Origin of the sequence: Mesorhizobium erdmanii (assembly GCF_013170725.1) — a bacterium.
Classification (GTDB): domain Bacteria; phylum Pseudomonadota; class Alphaproteobacteria; order Rhizobiales; family Rhizobiaceae; genus Mesorhizobium; species Mesorhizobium erdmanii.
In genome coordinates this window covers 6,510,353-6,531,833 of sequence record NZ_CP033361.1, presented here as the reverse complement: position 1 = coordinate 6,531,833, position 21,481 = coordinate 6,510,353, and the positions used below count along the sequence as shown (strand labels likewise).

Sequence of the window (21,481 nt, the reverse complement as noted above, 5' to 3'; positions counted from 1 at the left end):
GGCAGGACCCCTATCTTTGTAACAGAGATTACTTCAGGTCTTCGGCCTTGATGTAGCCGGAGTCGACGACCAGCTTCTGGTAGTTCGACTTGTCGACCTCATGCGGCGTCAGCAGGATCGAGGGAACGACCTTGACGTCGTTGTTGTAGGTCTTTTCGTCGAGGCCGTCAGGCTTGCCGCCCGACAGCACCTTGTCAACCAGACCGACGGTGGCCTTGGCGAGGTCGCGGGTGTCCTTGAACACGGTCGAGTACTGCTCGCCCGTGATGATCAGCTTGACCGAGGCGGTCTCGGCGTCCTGGCCGGTCACGATCGGCCAGGGCTGAGCGGCCGTGCCGTAGCCGACGGCGCGCAGCGAGGCGGTGATGCCGCGCGACAGGCCATCATAGGGCGACAGAACACCATCGACGCGGCTGCCGTCCGAGTAGTTGGCCGACAGCAGGTTGTCCATGCGGGCCTGAGCAGTCGCCGCCAGCCAGCGCAGCGTACCGACCTTGTCCATACCCATCTGGCCGGACTTGATCTTGATCGAGCCGTTGTCGATCAGCGGCTGCAGGACGGAAATCGCACCATTGTAGAAGAAGAAGGCGTTGTTGTCGTCGGGCGAGCCGCCGAACAGTTCGACGTTCCACGGCTTGGTGTTCGGGAAGCGCTCCTTGAGGCCCTTGACCAGTGAATTGGCCTGGATCACGCCGACGCCGAAATTGTCGAAGGTGGTGTAGTAGTCGACATTCTTGGTCTTCTTGATCAGGCGGTCATAGGCAACGACGACGACGCCCGCATCAGCGGCCTTCTGCAGCGCATCCGAAAGGGTAGTGCCGTCGATCGAGGCGATGATCAGCGCCTTCGGGCCCTTGGTGATTTCGTTTTCCAGCTGGCTGAGCTGGTTGGGGATGTCGTCCTGCGCATACTGCAGGTCGACCGTGTAGCCGAGAGCCTCGAGCTGGGACTTGACGGCGTCGCCGTCGTTGATCCAGCGCTGCGAAGTCTTGGTCGGCATCAGCACGCCGACAAGACCTTTGTCGGCTGCATGCGCCGAATAGGTCATGGCAGCGATGCCAAGCGCCGCGACTGCGGCCAGTGTCTTGATGATTTTCACTTAAACTCTCCCTGGTTGATGGACGCGGCACCCCGGGGGTCGCGGGCCGCGCAATCGTGCAGAAGCGCCAAGGCGCCACTGCCGTCATATCGATCTCCGGTATCCTCCCATGGTCCCGAGCCGCTGATTTCAATCGATACGATTTTCATCGTCGGCGACCGTTGCGTCCCGGAACACGCTGACGTTGTGACCCTTTTGCCATAACTGTCAAATGCGATCTTTGATGGTTGCTATATCACAAGTGGTATACGCTATGGGGGATGACAGCTTGCCGGCACATGCCGGGGGTTGCAAGCGGAGGTAGGGAGAAACCATGGCGGCGTTACGGAATCCGGCTGCGGTCTCAAATAGTTATAATGATACCCCGGGTGATGGCGAAACCCTGCTGCGCAGCGGCCTCAGCCTGCGGCACATGCGCATGATCGTCGCGCTCGACGACCATGGCCGGGTGAGCGCGGCGGCGCAGGTCATGAACATTTCGCAGCCGGCGGCGTCGCGCATGATCGGCGAGATGGAGGCGGTGCTCGAGGTCAAGCTGTGCGAGAGGCTGCCGCGCGGCATCACGCTGACGCCCTACGGCAAGGCGCTGGCAAGGCGTGCGCGTTCTATCCTGCTGGAGATGCGAGAGGTCGATCGCGAGATTTCCGAGCTCAAGGCGGGCAAGGGCGGCTCCGTGTTTCTCGGTGCCGTGACGGCGCCGGCGATCGAGCTGGCGGTGCCGGCGATCCGCGAAATCCGCCGCATATATCCACGCATCGAGATCACCATGCAGGTCGAGACCTCCAATGTGCTGGCGCGCGAACTGATCGCCACGCGCCATGATTTCATCATCGCGCGCATCCCCGACGACCTCAATCCGCGGCTGTTCGAATCGCGTGTCATCGGCGTCGAGAAAGCCTGCCTGATCGTGCGCCGTGGTCACCCGCTCACCAGAGGCGGCGTGGTGCGGCTGGAAGACACCGCCGCCTATGACTGGGTCTTCCAGTCGGGCGGCTCGCCGCTGCGCCAGGCGATGGAGAGCAATTTCCTCAACCGCAACATCGCTCTGCCGGACCGGATCCTCAACACCAGCTCGTTGCTCTTGACGCTGGTCATGGTCGCCCAGTCCGACGCCATCGCGCCGGTTTCGGTGCAGGTGGCGAAGTTCATCCAGAATCCCGAGGGGCTCGCCGGCGCCATCGATGTCGTCCAGACCGAATTCGACATCGAGGTCAGGCCCTACAGCCTGATCACTGTCAGGAACCGCGCGCTTTCGCCGGCCGCCAAGATGCTGCACGATTTCATCCTGCGCGAAGTGGGATGATGGAACCGGAGCGGCACTGGCGCGTTCAGGCCAATCGGCATGCTCGCTGGAGTCCGTTTTGGGCGAGAGGGAATGAGCTGCCGGTGGTCAACAACTCGGGAGGTTTTGATGGAACGTCGGTTGTTTCTTACAGGACTGCTGGGCGTTGCGGGGGCCGTGGCATTCGCGGGCGTAGCTGGCCCCGGCCGCGCCGTCGCAGGTGTTCCCCAGGGCAACGGAATTCTCGATCAACTGGACAAGCCGGATCCGGCTGTCTTCGAAGGCGATGACGACGTCGAGGTGGAGCAGGTCTCCCATCGCCGCTGGCATCATGGCCACCACGGCCGGTGGCGCCGTCGCCACGGGCGCCGTCGCGGCTGGAGACGGGTTTGCCGTCGCTATTGGCGCCATGGGCGACGTCATGTCCGTTGCTGGCGCGAGCGTGTATGGCTCGGCGTTTGGCTGTAACGGCTCGTTGGCGAGACCGGCCACGGCAGCGTGGCCGGTGTCGTCACCACGGATGCCCGAGTTCAAGGTTTGCGTCGTGCAATCGGTCCCCGACAACCAACAGTGACGAAACGGTCTACCAGCCCAAGATTGATTTGACCGAATCACATTAGATGTTTCTAATTGAATTGCTGTCGGGCAGGGGGCCAGCAGAAGGAGCAGAACCATATCCTGGACCGGCCATACATTTACAGGTCAGCGGCAACCCCTACGCATGAGAGGTGTTGCGATAGTGACCGAAGCCCGCAGTGGCTCCGAATGGCTGGGCAGCCTGGCAAACAGTACCGGAATACTGGGCCAGTCGGCTGAATGGCTCGATACGGATACATTGGGCTTCAGGCCGAAATCCTTCGACGAACTCCTGTCGGCCGTGATTGATCGCGGCGGGACCGCCAATGCCAGGTTCGCTGTCAAACTGTTTCCACGGCACCTCGACTGGTCGCAGGCGAAGTACGGCACCGACTTCCTCGCCGAATGCGTCCGGCGTCATGCCATGGGCGTGGTCCTGCTCGAGCGCCGGGACCGTCTTCGCCAAGCGATCTCCTACTGCCGGGCGAAGGCGTCAGGTCGTTGGAGAAGCACGATGGACGGCGCTGATATGGTTCCGCAATACGACTTCGCCGGTATCTGCCAGGCCTACTTCCTGATCGGGCAGAGCTATGCCTTCTGGGAGGCCTATTTGCGCATGGCCGACCTGCCTTACGATCATCTGTTTTACGAAGATCTCTTGGAGGATCCTCGTCCCTACGTCGCATCCGTGGCTCGGCAGCTATCGGTTGAAATGCCGAACGGGGAGTTCAGAACGAATTTGCGGCTGCAGCGCGACAACCGCACCGAAGAGTGGGCCGAGCGGTTCCAGAGCGACGCGAAATCCAGGGGCCTGCTGGCGCATCTGCCCAAGAAGGTGGCGCCCCGGAATATCGAGAACCTTGCCCGGTTCCTTCTCAAGAAGCAGATGCGCATCGGCCAGGCTTAGATCCCGTGCCGGCTCTGCCTGCGCTTTTCGACCGCATAGGAAGCCCAGCGGCAGCACATGCCCGCTATCGACGTTGCCGCACCGCCGAGAAGGCATGAGGCAAGCATCGGATCTTGTGAGGCACTTTTCCAGCTGACCACCGCCAGCAATATGACGCTTATGGTCGAAATCACGTAGCCAACACCTTTCAGCGCATGGGGCGAAACCTTAGCCATCGAACTCTCCCTTTCGGTTACGGTGTGAACAACCGGCGTCCAAAGCAGTTCCCGCGTCGCTGGCAGAACGGGAACCTTTTGCCTCTTCGCGCGTGCTACTGCGAAAGAGAACTCGGATGGATGAGCCATGACAAACTTCTTGAACCTTCCGACGAAGTCCGGAGGCCTGTTTCGCGTCGTTGTCGAAACGCCGAGGGGGGCAGCGGCAAAACTCGCTTACGAGCCAAAAAGGGGCGTCTTCCAATATTCGCGACCGCTGCCGGTCGGCAACACATACCCCTATGATTGGGGATTTGTGCCATCAACCCTGGGCGATGACGGGGATCCGCTCGACGGCATGGTGATCCATCAGGCGGCCACGGCGCCTGGCGTCGTCATTCAGTGCGACTTGCTCGGCGCGCTGCGAGTGAAGCAGAAGGATTCCGATGGAAACGCAATCCGGAACGATCGCTACATTTTCTGCCCGCGCAAAGAGGATGCCCCAGACAAGCCCTTGGCCGCAGACCACGTGTCGCAAGATTTGCGCCGGGAGATCGAACAGTTCTTCTTGTCCTCCGTGCTGGGCACGGGCAAGACCATCAAGCTGAAGGGTTGGCAGGATGCAGCCGATGCCGCCAAATCGCTCAGCAAGGGTGTCAAGGCTTTTCGGCGCAGACACCAGCGTTAGCCTTGCCGGTACAAGGTGGAACCGCAGGCCTTTTCGCGGGCTAGATCAGCTCAACCCAAGCGGAAAGCAGATCATGGACCACTCGAACCACGCCCGCCTCGTTGGCCGGTTGCGGTTGTGCACGGCACGAACTGGTATGGAGCGGGTAGCGGGAATCGAACCCGCGCGTTCAGCTTGGGAAGCTGACAAGCTACCATTACATCATACCCGCACCCGCCCTCGTTACCATGAGGTTCGGGCTTCGGGCAATCGCAAAGCGATCTTCAAATTGATGCTTTCGCAGTTCCCTCGGCGCTGGTCCGCGATTTCTATTTTGCCTTCGCGACTTTGTTGCTGGCGGCAAAGCTTGGCCAGTATTTCGAGATGGCGAGCGTCGCGCCGGCGGAAGAGAAATGACCGTAGTCGAAGTAGAGAAACTGCCTGGTGCCGGCGTCGGCGTAGGAACAGCCGCCCGCGTCGCACAGATAGGCCAGCGGGTCGATGAAATCTGCCCCTTTGACGAACAGCTGCACCTGTTTGTTGATGTCCGGATCCATCGCCATCGGCCAGGACGTGTTTGCGACATGCTCCCGCTTGGCGAAGAAGGCGATCTTCTGGACGTCGGCGATGAATTCCGGAGATTGGCCGATGACATAGACCTTGACGCCCATGTCACGCAGCCGGTCGACCGTCGTCTGCAGGCCGTCGAAGCCCCTGGCCTGGTAGTCGGTCCATCGGCCGCTGAGGATCACTGCCTGGATGTTGGCCTCGCGGATGATCGACAGCGCCCGTTCGTTGAAGCGAGTGCAGGCTGGCCGGGCGTAGGAGAAGTAGGTCAGGTTGGGCGGGCAGCCGGCGTAGGTGTACTGGATGACATTGGCCTGGATTTTCTCGGCATTGGCCTCCAGCCCCGATACATAGTGCGCGGCGAAGGAATCGCCCCACAGCAGTACATTGGTTGCAAAGCCATGCGTGCGGGTGCAGTCGGCGAGGTTCCAGTTCTCGATGCGGCTCGCGCCCTCGTTGAAACAGACGCCGTTGCGCCAGTCGCCCACCAGCACCCGTTCCGTGGAGAAGTCCGGGAACCTTTGTGGAAAACCCTTGCCCAGCGCACCGGCCGCGCCGGCGGCGCACAGCAAGGCGATCGCCGTCGCCGAGAAGGCGAAGATCGGCAATGGAGCGGTGAAGGCGCCCTTCCGGCGGAAGGGCTGCTCGACATACTGCCACGAGAATGTCGCCAGGGCGATGCTGGCCACCGTCATCGCCATGATCGTCGGCACGCCGATGGCTTTCAGCGAGAGATAGTGGACGAACGAATTGATCGGCCAGTGAACGAGGTAGAGCGAATAGGAGATGAGGCCGACCCAGACCAGCGGGGCGAGCTGTAGCAACTGCGTGGCGACAGGCACCGGCCTGTCGGCGTGAGGGGTGCCCGCATAGATCAGCAGCGCCGTTCCGATGCAGGGAAACAGGGCATTGTAGCCCGGAAACGGGTCGCTCTCCGAAATCGTCAGGAAGCCGAAGCCGATCAGGCCAAAACCTGTCAGGCCGATCAGTTCCGTCAGCGGACGGCTGGCGGGCGCCGGCGGCTTTTTCAGCATCAGAATGGCGCCAAGCGCCAGTTCCCAGATGCGCGTCGGCAGCAGGTAGAAGCCGGCGGTCGGCGCCAGCGTGGTTGCCATGACCGCCAGCGCAAAGCTGCCGATGGCAATCGGCAGCAATATCGTCAGCCAGCGCTTCGAGGCGTATCGGTAGATCAGATACACGAGGATCGGCGCGAAGATGTAATACTGCTCCTCGACCGAAAGCGACCATGTGTGCAGCAGTGGCCGCAGTTCCGCGTCGATGGAGAAATAGTTGGTCGTCTTCCAGAAATAGATGTTCGACCAGAAGGTCGAGGCCGCGATCACGCTGAGGCTGTACTCGTGAAGGTCGGACGGCAATAGGATGAACCAGGCGGCGATGCTCGCAAGCACGATGACGAAGGTCAGCGCCGGCAGGATGCGCCGCGCGCGGCGCCAGTAGAAGCGGCCGATAGAGAACTGGCCGCGCTCGAGATCGTCGAGCAGACTGCCGCTGATCAGATAACCCGATATGACGAAGAAGATGTCGACGCCGGTGAAGCCGCCGGGAATGGCGGACACCCCGAAATGGAAGAGCACGACGGGCAGCACCGCCACCGCCCGCAGGCCATCGATGTCGCGCCTGTAGTTCATCTGGCCGCTCCGCATGATGTGCTCGGCGGTATTCGCATGGCGCAGCTTGGAGCACTGCTCATGCGGCGATGTGCCGATGCTGTGAAAAATGCCGGTTCATTGGTCACACAGGCCCATCCTCTGTTGCGCAACTTTGCTGCACTGCAACATAGGTGTCAAGGCAAACCGGCATTCGATTGGCGAACCCGATTTGCGCAGGCGCCGAAAAATCAGGCGCCGGGCAGGTAGATCACGGCATCGTCATCCGCATAGGCCCGCTTCCAGCCCAGCTCGGCGAAGAAGGGGATCCGGGTGTCGTCGGCTGTAAGAAGTGCCCAGCCGATCGCGTATGTCTTCAGTTGGGCCTCGAGCAGCGTTTTTCCGTCGCTGTGCCCCGTCGCCTCGTCGGTTTTCGTGAACCCGCCCAGGAACAACTGGTCCGTCCTGCCGTCGATGTAGGTCCTGATGCCGTGGAAAATCAGCGTGCCGCCGAAATTGTAGGAATTCAGCACGTTGCCGGACAAATGATGATCCCGGGCGAATGCGAGGGCGCCGCTGGCGGATGTCTTCGGGCTCGGCGCCACCTGGTAGGCACCGCCGAGGATCAGGACCGCGCCGACCAGCAAGACAGCCATGGCGCCGCAGATCGCGTAGAACCGGCTGGCGAAGAGTTTTTCCAGCCCGTCACGCTTTTCCGCCATCCAGGTCGTGGTCGAGAGTGACGGGTATTGCAGTGCGACCTCGGCCGCGATCACCACGGGGATCAACAGGAAGGGCAGATACACAAATCGCAGATGGGTGAGATAGACATGCAAGGCGAAGACGATGAACAACGCCTTGGCCCAGCCGATCCGCGGCCTCGAGACCAAAAGCCCGAAGAGCGCCAGCAGAATCGCCGCTTCCTGGAAGAGTTGCTCCTGCGCATTGAACGGTCGCCATTCCAGGATAAGCGGCACCGCCTCGTTGCCATAGGCCACGGTGAACGTCGCCAGGATGGCTTTCACGCCATAGGGATGGATCAGGCTGACCAGCGGGCAGAGCAGGCCGAAGGCGACCCATTTTGCCAGGAGTCCAGGTTTCGACAGGCCGATCCGCGACAGCAGGTCCAGCCCGGCGAAGCCGGCGATGACGAAGCTCAGGGTGAACGTGGCATGCAGATTGGCCCACAGGACGACAAGTGCGAGCAGCCACAGAGGCGGGCCTCTCTCTTCTCGCGCGGCCCGAAACAGCATTGCCGTCCAGACGACGATGATCGGCAAGGTGAAGACGTGGGGGCGCGCCGTGTAGATCGGGGCGACCAGGAAAGCCGCGGCAAAGGCCAGCGCTATCGCCAGTATCGGCTTCAGCCAGGCGCTGAGAAACCATCCCGTCAGGAAGACGGTCAGGCCGACCGTGGCGATGATCAATGTGACGACGCCATTCCAACCGCCCGCCCGGTAGGCAAGGGCCAGAAACACCTGCCCCAGCCATTCCTTGGCGATCCAGGGTTGGCCGGCAAACGTATAGGAATAGGGATCGACGACCGGAAACGTCCGGTTTTCAAGGAAGTCCAGTCCGACCTTCACCTGCCACCAATTGTCGGGATCCTGCAGGATCGCACCGGCAAAGGCGGTGAGGACAGCAGCGACGAAGCAGGCGCAGACAAAGCAGAATATCAGCCTGATGCGTTGCGCGTCCCCGAGCGACGGCGTCGCCGTCGCGATTGCAGCGGCCTGGTTCATGTTTGCGGCTCCGGGCCACTTGCGTTCGTTGCCGCCAGCGCGTCGGCGTCATCCGCGCCGCCGACAAAGACGAACCGGGCCGAGCCGAGATAGAAGATGACCGAGTAGAGGCAATTTCCCGCCAGATGCACAAACGGGTTCTCGATGAAGCCGGCAGACATGCCTCCGATCACGACGCTGAGATTGGCGCCATAGGCGACGATGAAGGTGATCGCGTATCGCGCGACCGCGCCGGAGCGAAAGCCGCCGGCACGCGCGAACGTCCACTGGCGGTTGAGGAAGAAGCCAAGGGTGAGGCCCGCGGCGTAGCCTGCCGCGTTGGAGACGATATCGCCGAGGCCCAGCGTCAGCCCGGCCAGGATCAGCGAATATCCAAGTGCCGTGTTGAGAAGCCCGACGACGCCAAAACGCAGCATCCGCGAGACATCAGACGGAAGAGCCGACCGCATCCTGCCGTTCCCGTTGCATCCGGTCGACCTTCGCCTCAGCCACGCGCGGCTCTTTTCGCCATCTCCTGCAGGCGATGGACGGGCAGGTCGCTGTCCTTGGCCGGCCGGTCGCGCGAAACGATTTCGCTGACGAAATAGAGAGGTCGCCGCTTCGTCTCCATATACATGCGGCCGAGATACTCGCCGAAGATGCCAAGCACCAGAAGCTGGACACTGCCCAGGATCAGCATGATCGCGGCAAGGCTCGTCCAGCCGGGCACGACGTTACCCCTCGACCATTCGAGCAGCGTGTAGCCAAGCACGACCAGGCCGAGCAGGCCGAACATCATCCCCAGCAGCGAGGCAAACCGCAACGGCACGATCGAAAAGCTCGTCATCGCGTCGACCGCCAGAAGAACCATCTTCTTCAGCGGGTAGTGGGTGGTGCCGGCAAAGCGCCGATGCCTTTCATAGGGGAAGGCGACCTGCCTCAGTCCGATCCAGCTGACCATGCCACGGATGAACCTGTAGCGTTCGGGCATCGCATTCAGATGGTCGAGCGCCCGGCGGCTCATCAGCCGGAAGTCTCCGGAGTCCGGCGCGATGTCGACATCGACCATCCGGCCGAGCAAGCGGTAGAACATCGAGGCTGAAGCCAGCTTGAACCAGCTTTCGCCGTCGCGCTTCACCCTCTGGCCATAGACGACATCGAAGCCTTCATCCATCGTCGCCATCATCGCGCCGAGCAGTTCGGGCGGATCCTGGAGGTCGGCATCGAGAATGAGAATGCGCTCGCCGCGGCAGAACTCCAGCCCCGCGCTGAGCGCGATCTGGTGGCCGTAATTGCGGGCAAGGTCGATGGCGACCACATGGTCGTCCTTTTCGGCCAGTTCGAAAATGGCCTCTCGGGTGCCGTCGGTCGCCCCGTCGATGACAAGCACGATCTCGTAGGAAGGGCTGTGCTCGAGGCATACGGCACTGACGCGTCGGTGAAGCTCGGCCATGCCGTCGCGCTCGTTGTAGCATGGCACGACGACCGACAGCGTGACTGCGCGGTGCGCGCCGATTTTTCCCGTTCCCACCAAAGCCTGGCTCCCGCTCTTGCAATGGCAATAGCGGCAATTGGTTAGAAAACAGATAAGCCAGGGATCGACATGGGGCCGTCGACCGGCCGGCGCCATGGGCTCGGCACCGTCACGAACGCACCGGCAACTCCATGCGGATGCGGGCACCGGGCCATGAGCCGGTCAGGATGCGGATCGTTCCGTCATGCAGCAACGCGATCTGCCGGGCGAGGTTCAGTCCCAGCCCCGCTCCGCGCGACTGTGGCTGCAAGCGGTAGAAGGGCTCGAAGACGTTCTCGCGCTCTTCCGGAGGGATGCCCGGGCCTTCGTCACGCACTTCGATGCCGCCGCTGCCATCGATGGCGATCGTGATCGTGCCGCAGCCGCCGCCATGCTCGATGGCATTGCGCACGAGGTTGGCGAGTGCCCGCTCGATCTGCAGCACGTTGACCTCGACATGTCCGTTGTCGGGCGATGGCTCGAAGGCGAGGTCGTAGCCGGCCTCGATGGCCAGCGGGGCGAAGTCGGCGGCGACTCGGCTGACGAGGTCGCGGAGGTCGACGATCTGGCGCTGGTCCGACGGGCGGTCGAGCAACTGATAATCGAGCAGTTGCTGGGCAAGGTGCGACAGGCGCTCGATGTCATGGAGCAGGCGCGCGCTCTGTGGCTCCTGCTTCAACAGTTCGGCGCGCGTGCGCAGGATGGCGATCGGCGTGCGCAGTTCATGCGCCGCGTCGGTGAGGAAGCGGTTATGCCGGTCATAGCCCTGCGCGAGGCGGGCGAGCGCTTCGTTGAAGGCATGCACCAGCGGCGCGATTTCCTGCGGCACCTGCTTGACCGGCAGTTGCATGGCGCGGGTGCCGATATCGATGCGCGCCGCCTGGCGAACGGTGTCGACAAGGCCGGCGAAGGAGCGGCGCACCACGGCCGGCGTGGTCACCAGCGTCGTCGTGCCCATGACGAGGATGATGGGCAACAGCAGGATCGCGATCACGATCGCGATCGCCGGCAAGGCGCGCTCCCAGTTCCTGCTGCCGTCCGGATTGCGCACGACCTCGACGGTGGCCGAAATGTTGATCTCGAGGCCGTCGGTCTGCTGGCGCGACGACTGCGTCGCGGCGACGATCTGTACCGTTCCGGCCTTGGTCGCGGCGTTTTCGATATAGGCTTCCGGCCGCATGTCCTTGTCGGAGAATCCGATCGTGGCGTGATCCGCCTCGCCAAGCAGGTCGCCGAAATTCTTCGTATAAACGTCAGGGATGGTGCCGGAGCGCACGCTCTCGCCGCTGCGGTCGCGGACGATGTACCATACATTGGGGAACCCCTTGCGAAACGCGGCGAGTTCTTCCGTTTCGCGCACGATCAGCCTGCCGTCCTCGTCCCGGTCGACGGCATCCTTGACGGCCGCGACCGCAGCCTCATTGTCGATCAGCAGGCGCGGATTGGCGATCCACAGAGCCGCCGCGCAAAGCACGATGAAGATGAGCAAAGTCGCCGCCTGCAGCAGGATCAGCCGCCGGACCAGGATCCACTGCAGCGAGCGCGTGCGCACCTTCTTCACGAGGCTGCCCGCAGCAGATAGCCGAGGTTGCGGATCGCCCGGATCTCGATGCCGGCGGCGACATCGTCGAGCTTGCGGCGCAGCCGCGAAATATGCGCATCGAGCGCGTTGGACCCGATCTCGTCGTCCAGTGCGTAGACGGCCTCCTCAAGCGCGCCGCGCATGATGGTCCGCCCCGGGCGGCGGATGAGCGTTTCGAGCACCAGCCTTTCGCGCCGCGGCAGATCGAGCGCCTGGTCTTCGACCAGCGCCTCGCGGTGGCGAAAATCATAGGTGAGGCGGCCGACCATCGTCTGGTTGGCGCGCGAGGTGAACGATCGCCGGTGCAGGGCATGAAGCCGCGCGACGAGCTCCACCGTGGCGAAAGGCTTGACCATGTAATCGTCGGCGCCGGCGTCGAGCCCGGCGACGCGCTCGTCCAACCCACTCATTGCCGTCAGCGCGATGACGGGCACATCCAGGTGCAAGGCACGCAGGCGCGGTATGAGGCTGAGGCCGTCGCCATCGGGCAGCCGGCGGTCCAGCACCACGGCGTCATGATAGCCCAGACGCGCCACGGCCTCGGCGTCGGCCAATGTCGCGGCGTGGTCGACGATGATGTTCAGACGCTCGAGAGCGGTCTTCAGCACCGAGGCCATTTCCGGTTCGTCCTCGATCAACAGGACGCGCATACGTATTCTCCTTTATCCGCGGCCAATGGGTGCCGGTGGCCGCGGCAATTCATTCGCATTCGAGCTTCGGCTGGCGGAAATTGGTGATGAACCAGCGGCCGCCGGAGGCGCGGGCGTAGAATGTGTAGAAGCATTCCCGACGGTCGATATAGCCGGGCGTTTCGGTCTCTTCATAGACGGTTCCGTGCTTTGTCTGGCGAACCTCGCCGCTCGATGTCCCGGAAACCGCCGAGGTCGACACTTTGCGCCACTGATAGGCGCGTTCGCCCTGGCCGAGATCAACGATCGCCGTTGGCGGACCGTAATCCAGGACGACCGATTCGACCGGCTGCCCGACATAATTCTTCATGATGTCGGAGGCGCAGCCCGCGAACGTCAGCACGATTGCGATGAACGATGCCTTCGAGGCTCGAATGAGATGGTGCGCACCGTGCATGAACATGGCTGATTCCCGTCGTGAAATTCATGCGCGGGACCTAGATCGCGAAGATTACATCGACATTGCGACGACACGCTTGGACCCGGCCTGTCGCCTGAAAAGGTCGTCTGGTACATTCTGAAAACAGCGCGTCTGCGCGACGCCATTCAACGGCATCGCGCAATCGCATTTAAACAATTCCATTCCTAGAACCGGTAGTTGATGCCGGCCTTCAGCTCATGGCTGCCGATCGTCGTCTTGGACTTGCCAAGAGCCGATGTCGCCTCGACGTCGGGGGTGCGGACATAGTCGTACTCGACCTTGGCGGACAGCCCGCCGGCAAAGCCCTGTTCGATACCGGCGCCGAGGAGATAGCCGACCTTCCACCCGTCGACGCTGCCGACATTGTCGCCCTTGCCGAACTTGGTCAGGGCAACGCCGCCGGTTCCAAACAGCAGCGTCTGGTCGAAGCTCACGCCAGCCTTGGCCTTGGCGGCGCCGCGCCATTTCTCCTTGATCTTGCCGCCCCGGACGTCATGTTCGGCGCCGCCCAGATACGAACCTTCGATCTCGGCGCCCAGAACCGCCGGACCCATCTGCTGGTTGTAGCCGGCCTGGACGCCGCCACTGAGGCCATTTCGGTCTGCAAAGGGATTTGGCATCCCCGTGAATGCCGTGCCGCCATGGACGCCGACATAGGCGCCGCTCCACTGGAAGGCGGGGGGATCATTGTAGGCGGGTGAAAGGTCGGCGGCCATCGCCGGCCCGAGAAGGCCCAAAGCGAGGGTACCCGCCGTCAAGACGATCTTTGCTTGAGAGGACACGAGCATTACTCCAACACAAAACGCGCATCCGGCAATCGGTACGCAGGTTAATTCCCGGGAGCACGACCGTTGCGGCGGTCAGGCTCCGATTTGGCGTCTTTCAGGGACGGCTGCGCGGATTTGGGGCCGGCTCTTTTGCCGGCTGGGGTAAGGGGGAGAGCGCCGCGCGGCCCATCACCTGAAAGACGTGGAGTGTCTCGCAGGTGAAAATTGCACGCACATTGCGCGATATTGGAGAATGACGATTTTGTTCTTTATTTTCAATAAATTAAAATTATCTTGTTTACTTCTATTTAAGAATTTTGGCCTTCGGAAGCCTGCGGTCTCGATCACTTGTTCGAGATGAACAGCCTCTCCGATTGCGCGGCTGTCTCGCGGCGACGTACAGAATCCGCTAATCTCTGGCCGAACGCCAGGGTTCGCTGTGATCAGGGCAATTCGGGGGGATTTGCTTTGCGGATCGTCTATTTCCATTCGGATACGCATCCCTATGACAAGGCGATCTATCCCGGCGTGGGCCCGGCCTTCGCCAAGCCACTCTCCTGGGAGGCTCGGCCGATCAGCCAGCTAGGCCGGGGCGATTATGATTGCGCCATCGTCGACAACCGTCTCGAACCAGGCGACGTCGAGATGCTGAAAGCGCATCTGGCGGCTCCCGCGAGCCGTCGGTCGCCGCTTTTCTTCCGGGTCAGCGATCCGGACATGCCGGAGACGACCAATCCTTGTGTCAGGTTCATTTTCGATTGCGCCGACCATCCCGGCGTTCATTATGCCACGACCTATGATCCCGAGGGACCCTTCCTGGCCTTCGTGACGACGCTGAAGGTCTCCCGCGTCGTCCATCTGCCCTACCCCTACGATTCCTCGCGAGAGGTCGAGGTTCCGTTGGCTGGCCGCCGGCGCAAGATCTTCCTGTCGGGCAGCAATTCCAAAACCCTGTATCCGCTGCGCTACGTGCTTCGTCGCCGACGCTCGCGGCTGCCATGGCTGAAATTGTTGATCTTCGACCTGAAGCATCCCGGCTATCCGGAGGCCGGAAAGCCGCCGCGTCACAATATCACCCATGCGCGTTTTGTCGGCCTTGCCGCTGAGTTCACCCATTTCTTTCTCTGCGGGGCGCGTTACAATTCCGAACTGATGAAATACGCCGAATGCGCCTATGCCGGCTGTGTGCCGGTTGGCGTGCCGGCCACTTCGCTGAATGCGGCCGCAGGGCGGTATTTTCGACCATACACCGCTCGCGGATTCGATCTTCTGAGGGATGTTTACCAGGCAATCCCGGCGCTCGAAGAGCGGGCGGCCGGCTACAGGGCCGCTATGCGTGACTTGAGGTCGCCCGCCAGGATCATCCGGGAGTTCACGGCCGAGGTCAGGAGCATCGAGCGCCAGTGACTGTCATGGATGCGGAATGTTCAGAGGCAGGGCCGGACGGCGCCATAGAGCCCGTCGTCAACGCCCTCTGGATCGGAGCATCGCTGGACGACCTGCATGCCGCCTGCCTGCGTTCCTTCGTGCTGGCGGGGCATCGGATGCGTCTTCATTGTTACGACGTCCCACGAAATGTTCCCCCCGGCGTCGAAACGGTCGACGCCTCGAAGCTGATGTCGAGGGACCAGGTCGTCTATTACCGGTCGAACGGAAGTCCGTCGCTCTTTTCCAACCTATACCGCTTGAAGATTCTGGAAGCCGGCTTAGGGCTCTATGTCGACTGCGATGTGTTTTGCCTCAGGCCAATCCCGAAACAGGACTATATTTTCGGTTTTCAGGCGAGTGATCAGCTCAACGGCGCGGTGCTGAAATTGCCGGTTGGCAGCCAGATACTGCTTGAGATGCTGAAGTTCGCTGACGATCCCTACTATATCGTGCCATGGCTCGTCGGCTCAAAGCGGCTGCGCTACAAGCTCCGCAAATTCATCGGCCTGCCGATCCACATCTCCAATTACGGGTGGGGTAAGTTGGGGCCTGAGGCGATCACTTATTTCGCCGGCAGCACCGGCGTCATTCGTCACGCGGCGCCTATCGACGTCTTCTATCCGGTCAGCCACCATCAGGTCGCGATGTTGCTCGATCCGAACCTTTCGCTTTCGCATATCGGCACGCCACGCACGCTGTGCATTCATTTGTTCGACCATACGCTGCGCCAATGGATGACGGGCCGCGCTGTCCCGGATCGTTCACCGCTCGGTCAGATGCTCGAGCGATGCGGGTTTTCAACGGCTGGCGGAAGCTAGCAGCGAATGCCGGCTTGACGCGGCAGTTTTCGCGCACCAACGACGCTGGCTTGATGGATGGTCGCCGAGCACGTATCTCTGGGCCGTGCCCTTGAGTCTGGGCGTTTCAATCGGGAGACGGCCTTGTCCGCACTGACGCGCTTTCTCGGCGACTCGCCGCTCAGGGTAATCCTGAAGCTGCTGGTGGTGTCGTTCCTCGTCGGCCTTGTCATGAATGCCTTCGGCTGGTCGCCGATGGATGTGTTCTATGCCATTCGGAGGTTCTTCACCGACCTCTGGAACCTGGGCTTCCACGCCATCGACCGCTTCCTCGGCTACATCCTGCTCGGTGCCGCGATCGTCGTGCCGGCTTTCATCCTGCTCAGGATCGCCAACTACCGCAAATAGAAGCATGATCCCGAAAAGTGGGAACCGGTTTCGCGGACAAACGGTTTCCGTTTGTCCAGAGATCATGCTCAAGAAAGATCGTCAGGCGTAACCCGACGCGGCCTCGAACAGGATGGCGTGGCGCGCGGCAAGAGCGGGCACGTCAGTGGAATAGCCGCCGCCGATGACGCCGCAGACTGGAATGCCGAGCCCGCGAAAATGGCCGATGACCATCTCGTCTCGGCCGCGCAGGCCGTCATTGGAAAGTGCCAGCCTGCCGAGCCGGTCCTCGGCATGGACGTCGACGCCGGCATTGTAGAACACGAGATCCCAGTGCGCCTTGGCCGATAGCTGCGGCAGGATCGTGGTCAGCCTTTCCAGATAGGCGGTGTCGCCCGTCCCGTCGGGCAGCGCGATGTCGAGGTCGGAGGCGATCTTGCGCACGGGGTAGTTGCGGTCGCCATGCATGGAAAAGGTGAACACGCGCGGATCGCCGGTCAGGATATCCGCCGTGCCGTCGCCCTGATGCACGTCGAGATCGACGACCAGGATGTTTTGTGCCGCGCCCTCGGCGAGCAGCACCAGCGAGGCGACGGCGACGTCGTTGAAGGTGCAGAAGCCGGCACCTTGCGCGCGCCGCGCATGATGGCTGCCGCCGGCGGTGTTGCAGGCGATGCCGTGGCGCAAGGCAAGCCGCGCCGCCAGGGCCGTGCCGCCGGTGGCGAGCTGCGCGCGAAGCGAAACGCGCGGGCCGATCGGAAAGCCGATCTCGCGCTCGATTTTTTCCGGCACCGAGCAACTGATGACCTGGTCGACATAGCCGGCCGCATGGGCAAGCGTCAGCCATGATGCCGGTGCCGGGGTCGCGGTGTTGAGCGCCTCGGGCTCGGCCATGCCGCGTCCGCGCAAGGCCTCCATCAGCAGCGGGTACTTGCTCATCGGGAAGCGATGGTTGGTGGCGAAGCCGGCGTCGTAGTCGGGATGGTGGACGATCTGCAGGGGCATCAACGGAATCCGGCGGCTTCACGCCAGACCGGGATTTCGGTTGGCCGTCGCGGCAAGAATGATTGCGCGGTGGCCGGTAAATGGGGCACATCGGCTTCTCGATCAAGCCGCAACCAGCAAGGTAGCTATCCCTTGGACAAGGGTGCAACCCCAGCCGACGTCAGATCCTTTGACGTCACCAACCGATCCGTGCTCGCCATTGCGGTGCCGATGACGCTCGCCTATCTGACCACGCCGATGCTCGGCCTGGTCGACACGGCTGTTGTCGGGCAATTCGGCGACGCGGCCCTTCTCGGCGGCCTGGCCGCGGGCGCGCTGGTCTTCGATGTCGTTTTCACCAGCTTCAATTTTCTGCGCTCTGGCACCACCGGCCTCGTTGCCCAGGCGTTCGGGCGTGGCGACCCGCTCGAGGAACAGGCGGTGTTCTGGCGCGCCGTGCTGATCGCGGTCGTTGCCGGCGTGGTGTTTGCGGCGCTTTCGCCGTTGATCGCCGCCGGCGGCCAGTGGTTCATGGATGTCGGGCCGCGCGTCAGCGAAGCGATGGGCGTCTACATCAGGATAAGGCTGCTTGCCGCACCTTTTTCGCTGATCAACTATGCCATCCTCGGCTATGTGCTGGGGCGCGGCGAGGGCGGGCTCGGTCTGCTGTTGCAGCTGGTGCTCAACGGCATCAACATCGCGCTTTGCTTCCTGCTCGGCCTGAAGCTCGGCTGGGGCGTTGCCGGCGTCGCCTGGGCGACCGTCATCGGCGAATTCCTGGCCATGCTGCTGGGTCTGGCGATCGTCGTGCGCCGGTTTCGCGCGACACCGCCCTTGCCCCGCCATCGGCTGCTCGACCTGGCTGCATTTCTGCGCATGCTGTCGCTCAACCGCGACATCATGATCCGCTCGTTCTCGCTGCTTGCCGCCTTCGCGCTGTTTACCCGCCAGGGCGCGCAGTTCGGTACGGTGACGCTGGCCGCCAATGCGGTCTTGATGAATTTCTTCCTTGTCGCCGGCTATTTCCTCGACAGTTTCGCCACCGCCGCCGAGCAGCTCGCGGGTCGTGCCGTCGGCGCGCGCGCCGAGTTGCCCTTCCGCCGGGCGGTGCGGCTGACCCTATTCTGGGGGTTAGGGCTGGCCGGGGCCGCGACGCTGGTGCTGCTGTCGGCCGGCGCCAATCTGGTTGCCATCGTCATCACCTCGCAGGAGGTCCGCGCGGTGGCCGACATCTACCTGCCGTGGGCGGCGTTCACCGCGTTGAGCGGCGTGCTGGCGTTCCAGATGGATGGCGTCTTCATCGGCGCCACCTGGTCGCGCGACATGCGCAATATGATGTTGCTGTCGTTCCTCGTCTTCACCGTCGCGCTGCTGACGCTGGCGCCTGCTTTCGGCAATCATGGCCTGTGGGCGGCGCTGCACGTCTTCCTGCTGGTGCGGGGCTTCAGCCTGTTGACGATTTTGCGGCTGCGGGTGCGCACGGCGTTCAGCTGAGGGGCTTCGACGCCCATTGATCGAGGTGGCTATCGCGCAACTCACGAATGGATCTGAGCCGCTCCTTTTCCATCAGGCCCGCCATCCCGGCGACGATACGGCCGGGAAGCGCCGGCCCGGCATAGATCATGCTGGTGTAGAGCTGGACGAGATCGGCGCCCGCGCGGATCTTTTCCAGCGCCGTGTCGGTGGAATCGACGCCGCCAACGCCGATGATGGCAATGTTCGGGCCGAGCAGCTTGCGCATCCTGGCCAGCACGATGGTCGAGCGTTCGAACAGCGGTTTGCCCGACAGCCCGCCAGCCTCGCGCGCGGCATCGCTGCTGCGCAAGGCCGGCCGCGAAATGGTGGTGTTGGAGACAATGACGCCGTCGATCCGTTTTTCGATGATCTCGGCGGCGATGTCCTCCAGTTCTGCCTCGACCAGATCCGGCGCGATTTTCAGGAGAACCGGCGGCTGCGCTGATGCGGCGGCGCGCGCGGCCATGACGCGTGACAGCAATTCGCCGAGCTGCTCGCGCGCCTGCATGTTGCGCAGGCCGGGCGTGTTGGGCGAGGAGATGTTCACCGTCAGATAGCCGGCAAGGGGCGCAAAGCGGGCGACGCCGCGCTCATAGTCGCCGATGCGGTCGGTGCTGTCCTTGTTGGCGCCGATGTTGACGCCGACGATGCCGGGGCGCTCCTTGCGCGCCGCGAGGCGCTTTTCGGCCGCGGCATGGCCTTCATTGTTGAAGCCCAGCCGGTTGATCACCGCCTCATCCGCCGTCAGCCGGAAGATGCGAGGCTTCGGGTTGCCGGCCTGCGGCAGCGGCGTGACCGTGCCGACCTCGGCAAAGCCGAAACCGAGGCCAAGCAGCGCGTCGGGCACCTCGGCGTTCTTGTCGTAGCCGGCGGCCATGCCGAGCGGATTGGGGAAATCGAGGCCGCAAAGACTGACCTTCAACCTGATGTCGCGCACCGGCCGCGCACCGACTGGCAGGCCGCAGCGCAGCGCCGCGATCGACATGCCGTGCGCGGTTTCCGGATCGAATGTGAACAGCAGTTTCTGGCCGAGCCGGTCGAGCACGCTCATTGCCCCTCCAGCGCAGGGAATTGGTGCGTGCCATCGGCGCCGAGCGGCAGCGGTCGCACCCATTTGACGGCTGTCAGTTCCAGCACGCCGTAAAGATGCGGGAACAGCGCGCCACCACGCGAGACCTCATATTTCAGGGCATCGCCCAGGCTGGTGCCGTCGATGGCGACCAGCAGCAGGTCTGTCTGGCCGGAAAAATGCTTTGCCGCGGTTTCCCGGACCTGTGCTGCCGTGGAGAAGTGGATGAAGCCGTCGGCGATATCGATCGGCGCCCCGGTGAAGCGGCCATCGGCTTCGGCCTCGCGCCAAGGCGCTTGCGGGGTTATCTTGTAGATAATCTGTGACATGGTTGCGCTATAGAGCAATTCTAGGAAAAGTGTGAAACGGTTTTCCGTCCGGAATTGCGTCAAAAAGATTCCGAACCAGTCGTGCGGGAAAGGCCATGCCAAGGGTCTTCCCCATTTCCGGCGCAAACATGCGATATTTCAGGCTTTTGCCATGGAGGACAACATGCGTCTGCAACACATCTTGATCCCCGCCGCGCTCGTTTCACTGGTCGCGGTATCAGCCTATTCCGAAGAAACCGACCGTTACCGGCTGGAAAAGTCGGCCACCGGTTATATCCGCATGGACACCCAGACCGGCGCGATGTCGATCTGCGAGGAGCGCTCCGGCCAGCTCGTCTGCAAGATGGCGGCTGACGAACGCGCCGCGTTCCAGGACGAGGTCGACCGCCTGCAGACCTCGATGAAGGCGATGGACGAGCGCCTCACCAGGCTCGAGAATTCGCTCTCCGCCCGGCTCGAATCGAAATTGCCGAGCGAGGAGGATTTCAACAAGACGATGAGCTACATGGAACGCTTCCTGAAGGGCTTCATGGGCATCGTCAAGGATATGGACAAGGACAATGGCGGCGGCGCCCAGCTCAATTTGCAGAAGACCTGAGGGCTACAAGCAAGGGAAAACGCCGCGCGCTGGTTTTGCCGCTTGAAAACAGCGCGCCGCCCCTCATAATCGTCCAACTGATCCCGCAAAAAGCAGTAAATCGGGGATTCGGGGAGGGACATTTGCCGTCAGGCTATTCTTTCGTCATCGCCGACGATCATCCGCTGTTTCGCGGTGCGCTGCGTGAGGCGCTTGCCGGCATCGGCAATGTCGCCGCGATCCACGAGGCCGGCGATTTTGAAAGCGCCAAGGCATTGGTCGTGGCCAATGAGGATATCGATCTGGTGCTGCTCGACCTGTCGATGCCGGGCGCCAGCGGTCTCTCCGGCCTGATCTCGCTGCGCGGCATTCATCCCACGGTGCCGTTGATCGTGGTGTCGGCGCATGACGATCCGGCGACTATCAGGCGCGCGCTCGATCTCGGCGCTTCCGGTTTCATCTCCAAGTCGGCCAGCATGGAGGAGATCCGCGACGCCGTGCAATCGGTACTTGCCGGCGACATCGCGGCGCCTGTCGGCGTCGATCTCGGCGTCGAGCGCGATCCCGAAATATCCGACCTGATCAAGCGGCTGCAGACGCTCACGCCGCAGCAGACCCGCGTGCTCGGCATGCTGGCGGAAGGCCTGCTCAACAAGCAGATCGCCTATGAGCTCGGTGTCTCCGAAGCGACCATCAAGGCGCATGTCTCGGCCATCCTGCAGAAGCTCGGCGTCGACAGCCGCACACAGGCGGTCATCCTTCTATCCAAGATCGGCGGTGACCCACTGCAACAGGCGAACTGA

At 62.6% G+C, this 21,481-nt stretch carries 23 protein-coding genes and 1 tRNA gene; 9 read left to right on the top strand and 15 right to left on the bottom strand.

The genetic code is table 11. The features are described 5' to 3' along the window. Positions 1-28 precede the first annotated feature (28 nt). The gene (gene chvE, locus EB233_RS31330; RefSeq protein ID WP_027054448.1) at positions 29-1,099 is read right to left on the bottom strand and encodes a multiple monosaccharide ABC transporter substrate-binding protein; all 1,071 of its coding nucleotides are present in this window, start codon (positions 1,097-1,099) and stop codon (positions 29-31) included. A 313-nt stretch (positions 1,100-1,412) separates the two neighbouring features. Between chvE and EB233_RS31325 the strand changes: the two genes are divergently transcribed. Further along, on the top strand, positions 1,413-2,402 hold the full coding sequence (locus EB233_RS31325) for a LysR family transcriptional regulator (protein ID WP_064990602.1): 990 nt from the start codon (positions 1,413-1,415) through the stop codon (positions 2,400-2,402). A gap of 87 nt (positions 2,403-2,489) precedes the next feature. Here the strand turns inward: EB233_RS31325 and EB233_RS31320 are convergent, their stop codons facing one another. Further along, entirely contained in the window at positions 2,490-2,915 is a 426-nt protein-coding gene (locus EB233_RS31320) for a hypothetical protein (RefSeq protein ID WP_155765379.1), read from the bottom strand. Positions 2,916-3,120: 205 nt separating this feature from the next. On the opposite strand from EB233_RS31320, the gene EB233_RS31315 reads away from it, so the two are divergent. Next, on the top strand, positions 3,121-3,864 hold the full coding sequence (locus tag EB233_RS31315; RefSeq protein WP_244277715.1) for a Stf0 family sulfotransferase: 744 nt from the start codon (positions 3,121-3,123) through the stop codon (positions 3,862-3,864). Here EB233_RS31315 and EB233_RS31310 read toward each other — a convergent pair. After that, the gene (locus tag EB233_RS31310; protein ID WP_064990606.1) at positions 3,861-4,079 is read right to left on the bottom strand and encodes a hypothetical protein; all 219 of its coding nucleotides are present in this window, start codon (positions 4,077-4,079) and stop codon (positions 3,861-3,863) included. The genes EB233_RS31315 and EB233_RS31310 overlap by 4 nt on opposite strands. Positions 4,080-4,206: 127 nt before the next feature. Here EB233_RS31310 and EB233_RS31305 point away from each other — a divergent pair, with 127 nt between their 5' ends. Further along, complete coding sequence (locus EB233_RS31305; protein WP_064990607.1) at positions 4,207-4,746, top strand: inorganic diphosphatase; 540 nt, start codon at positions 4,207-4,209, stop codon at positions 4,744-4,746. Between the two features lie 137 nt (positions 4,747-4,883). On the opposite strand, the gene EB233_RS31300 is transcribed toward EB233_RS31305, so the two are convergent. From EB233_RS31300 to EB233_RS31260, 9 genes are all read right to left on the bottom strand, one after another. Then, positions 4,884-4,957, bottom strand: a tRNA-Gly gene (locus EB233_RS31300). Positions 4,958-5,054: 97 nt separating this feature from the next. Continuing rightward, positions 5,055-6,941 carry an acyltransferase family protein gene (locus EB233_RS31295; protein WP_064990751.1) on the bottom strand — a complete coding sequence of 629 codons (1,887 nt, stop codon included), beginning with the start codon at positions 6,939-6,941 and terminating at the stop codon, positions 5,055-5,057. 209 nt (positions 6,942-7,150) lie between these two features. Further along, complete coding sequence (locus EB233_RS31290) at positions 7,151-8,641, bottom strand: hypothetical protein (protein WP_064990608.1); 1,491 nt, start codon at positions 8,639-8,641, stop codon at positions 7,151-7,153. Beyond that, a complete protein-coding gene (locus EB233_RS31285) occupies positions 8,638-9,090 on the bottom strand; it encodes a GtrA family protein (protein WP_064990609.1) in 453 nt (150 codons plus the stop codon). Before EB233_RS31285 ends, EB233_RS31290 begins: the two co-directional genes overlap by 4 nt. A gap of 35 nt (positions 9,091-9,125) precedes the next feature. After that, entirely contained in the window at positions 9,126-10,151 is a 1,026-nt protein-coding gene (locus EB233_RS31280) for a glycosyltransferase family 2 protein (RefSeq protein WP_081294199.1), read from the bottom strand. A gap of 112 nt (positions 10,152-10,263) precedes the next feature. Beyond that, the gene (locus EB233_RS31275) at positions 10,264-11,694 is read right to left on the bottom strand and encodes a sensor histidine kinase (RefSeq protein WP_064990611.1); all 1,431 of its coding nucleotides are present in this window, start codon (positions 11,692-11,694) and stop codon (positions 10,264-10,266) included. Further along, entirely contained in the window at positions 11,691-12,365 is a 675-nt protein-coding gene (locus tag EB233_RS31270; RefSeq protein WP_064990612.1) for a response regulator transcription factor, read from the bottom strand. The genes EB233_RS31275 and EB233_RS31270 overlap by 4 nt, the downstream gene beginning before the upstream one ends. A 49-nt stretch (positions 12,366-12,414) precedes the next feature. Further along, positions 12,415-12,801: a hypothetical protein gene (locus EB233_RS31265; protein WP_425487743.1), complete on the bottom strand. Its 387-nt coding sequence runs from the start codon at positions 12,799-12,801 to the stop codon at positions 12,415-12,417. 188 nt (positions 12,802-12,989) lie between these two features. After that, positions 12,990-13,607, bottom strand: a complete 618-nt coding sequence (locus EB233_RS31260) for an outer membrane protein (protein ID WP_064990752.1) — start codon at positions 13,605-13,607, stop codon at positions 12,990-12,992. Positions 13,608-14,060: 453 nt separating this feature from the next. On the opposite strand from EB233_RS31260, the gene EB233_RS31255 reads away from it, so the two are divergent. The 3 genes from EB233_RS31255 (at position 14,061) to EB233_RS31245 (ending at position 16,225) form a co-directional block, all read left to right on the top strand. Next, complete coding sequence (locus tag EB233_RS31255) at positions 14,061-14,999, top strand: hypothetical protein (RefSeq protein ID WP_064990614.1); 939 nt, start codon at positions 14,061-14,063, stop codon at positions 14,997-14,999. Continuing rightward, a complete protein-coding gene (locus tag EB233_RS31250; RefSeq protein WP_171892279.1) occupies positions 14,996-15,838 on the top strand; it encodes a glycosyltransferase family 32 protein in 843 nt (280 codons plus the stop codon). Before EB233_RS31255 ends, EB233_RS31250 begins: the two co-directional genes overlap by 4 nt. Before the next feature lie 123 nt (positions 15,839-15,961). Beyond that, the gene (locus tag EB233_RS31245) at positions 15,962-16,225 is read left to right on the top strand and encodes a DUF6460 domain-containing protein (protein WP_064990615.1); all 264 of its coding nucleotides are present in this window, start codon (positions 15,962-15,964) and stop codon (positions 16,223-16,225) included. A gap of 81 nt (positions 16,226-16,306) precedes the next feature. On the opposite strand, the gene EB233_RS31240 is transcribed toward EB233_RS31245, so the two are convergent. Further along, a complete protein-coding gene (locus tag EB233_RS31240) occupies positions 16,307-17,209 on the bottom strand; it encodes a histone deacetylase family protein (protein ID WP_064990616.1) in 903 nt (300 codons plus the stop codon). A 132-nt stretch (positions 17,210-17,341) separates the two neighbouring features. Between EB233_RS31240 and EB233_RS31235 the strand changes: the two genes are divergently transcribed. Further along, complete coding sequence (locus tag EB233_RS31235; protein WP_064990617.1) at positions 17,342-18,682, top strand: MATE family efflux transporter; 1,341 nt, start codon at positions 17,342-17,344, stop codon at positions 18,680-18,682. Here the strand turns inward: EB233_RS31235 and EB233_RS31230 are convergent. Both EB233_RS31230 and EB233_RS31225 read right to left on the bottom strand, forming a co-directional pair. Beyond that, complete coding sequence (locus EB233_RS31230) at positions 18,675-19,754, bottom strand: quinone-dependent dihydroorotate dehydrogenase (protein WP_064990618.1); 1,080 nt, start codon at positions 19,752-19,754, stop codon at positions 18,675-18,677. The genes EB233_RS31235 and EB233_RS31230 overlap by 8 nt on opposite strands. Next, entirely contained in the window at positions 19,751-20,101 is a 351-nt protein-coding gene (locus EB233_RS31225; RefSeq protein WP_064990754.1) for a DUF952 domain-containing protein, read from the bottom strand. Before EB233_RS31225 ends, EB233_RS31230 begins: the two co-directional genes overlap by 4 nt. Before the next feature lie 163 nt (positions 20,102-20,264). Between EB233_RS31225 and EB233_RS31220 the strand changes: the two genes are divergently transcribed. Together EB233_RS31220 and EB233_RS31215 are read left to right on the top strand one after the other, a co-directional pair. Beyond that, entirely contained in the window at positions 20,265-20,699 is a 435-nt protein-coding gene (locus EB233_RS31220; protein WP_064990755.1) for a hypothetical protein, read from the top strand. Positions 20,700-20,821: 122 nt separating this feature from the next. Next, the gene (locus EB233_RS31215) at positions 20,822-21,481 is read left to right on the top strand and encodes a response regulator transcription factor (RefSeq protein ID WP_064990619.1); all 660 of its coding nucleotides are present in this window, start codon (positions 20,822-20,824) and stop codon (positions 21,479-21,481) included.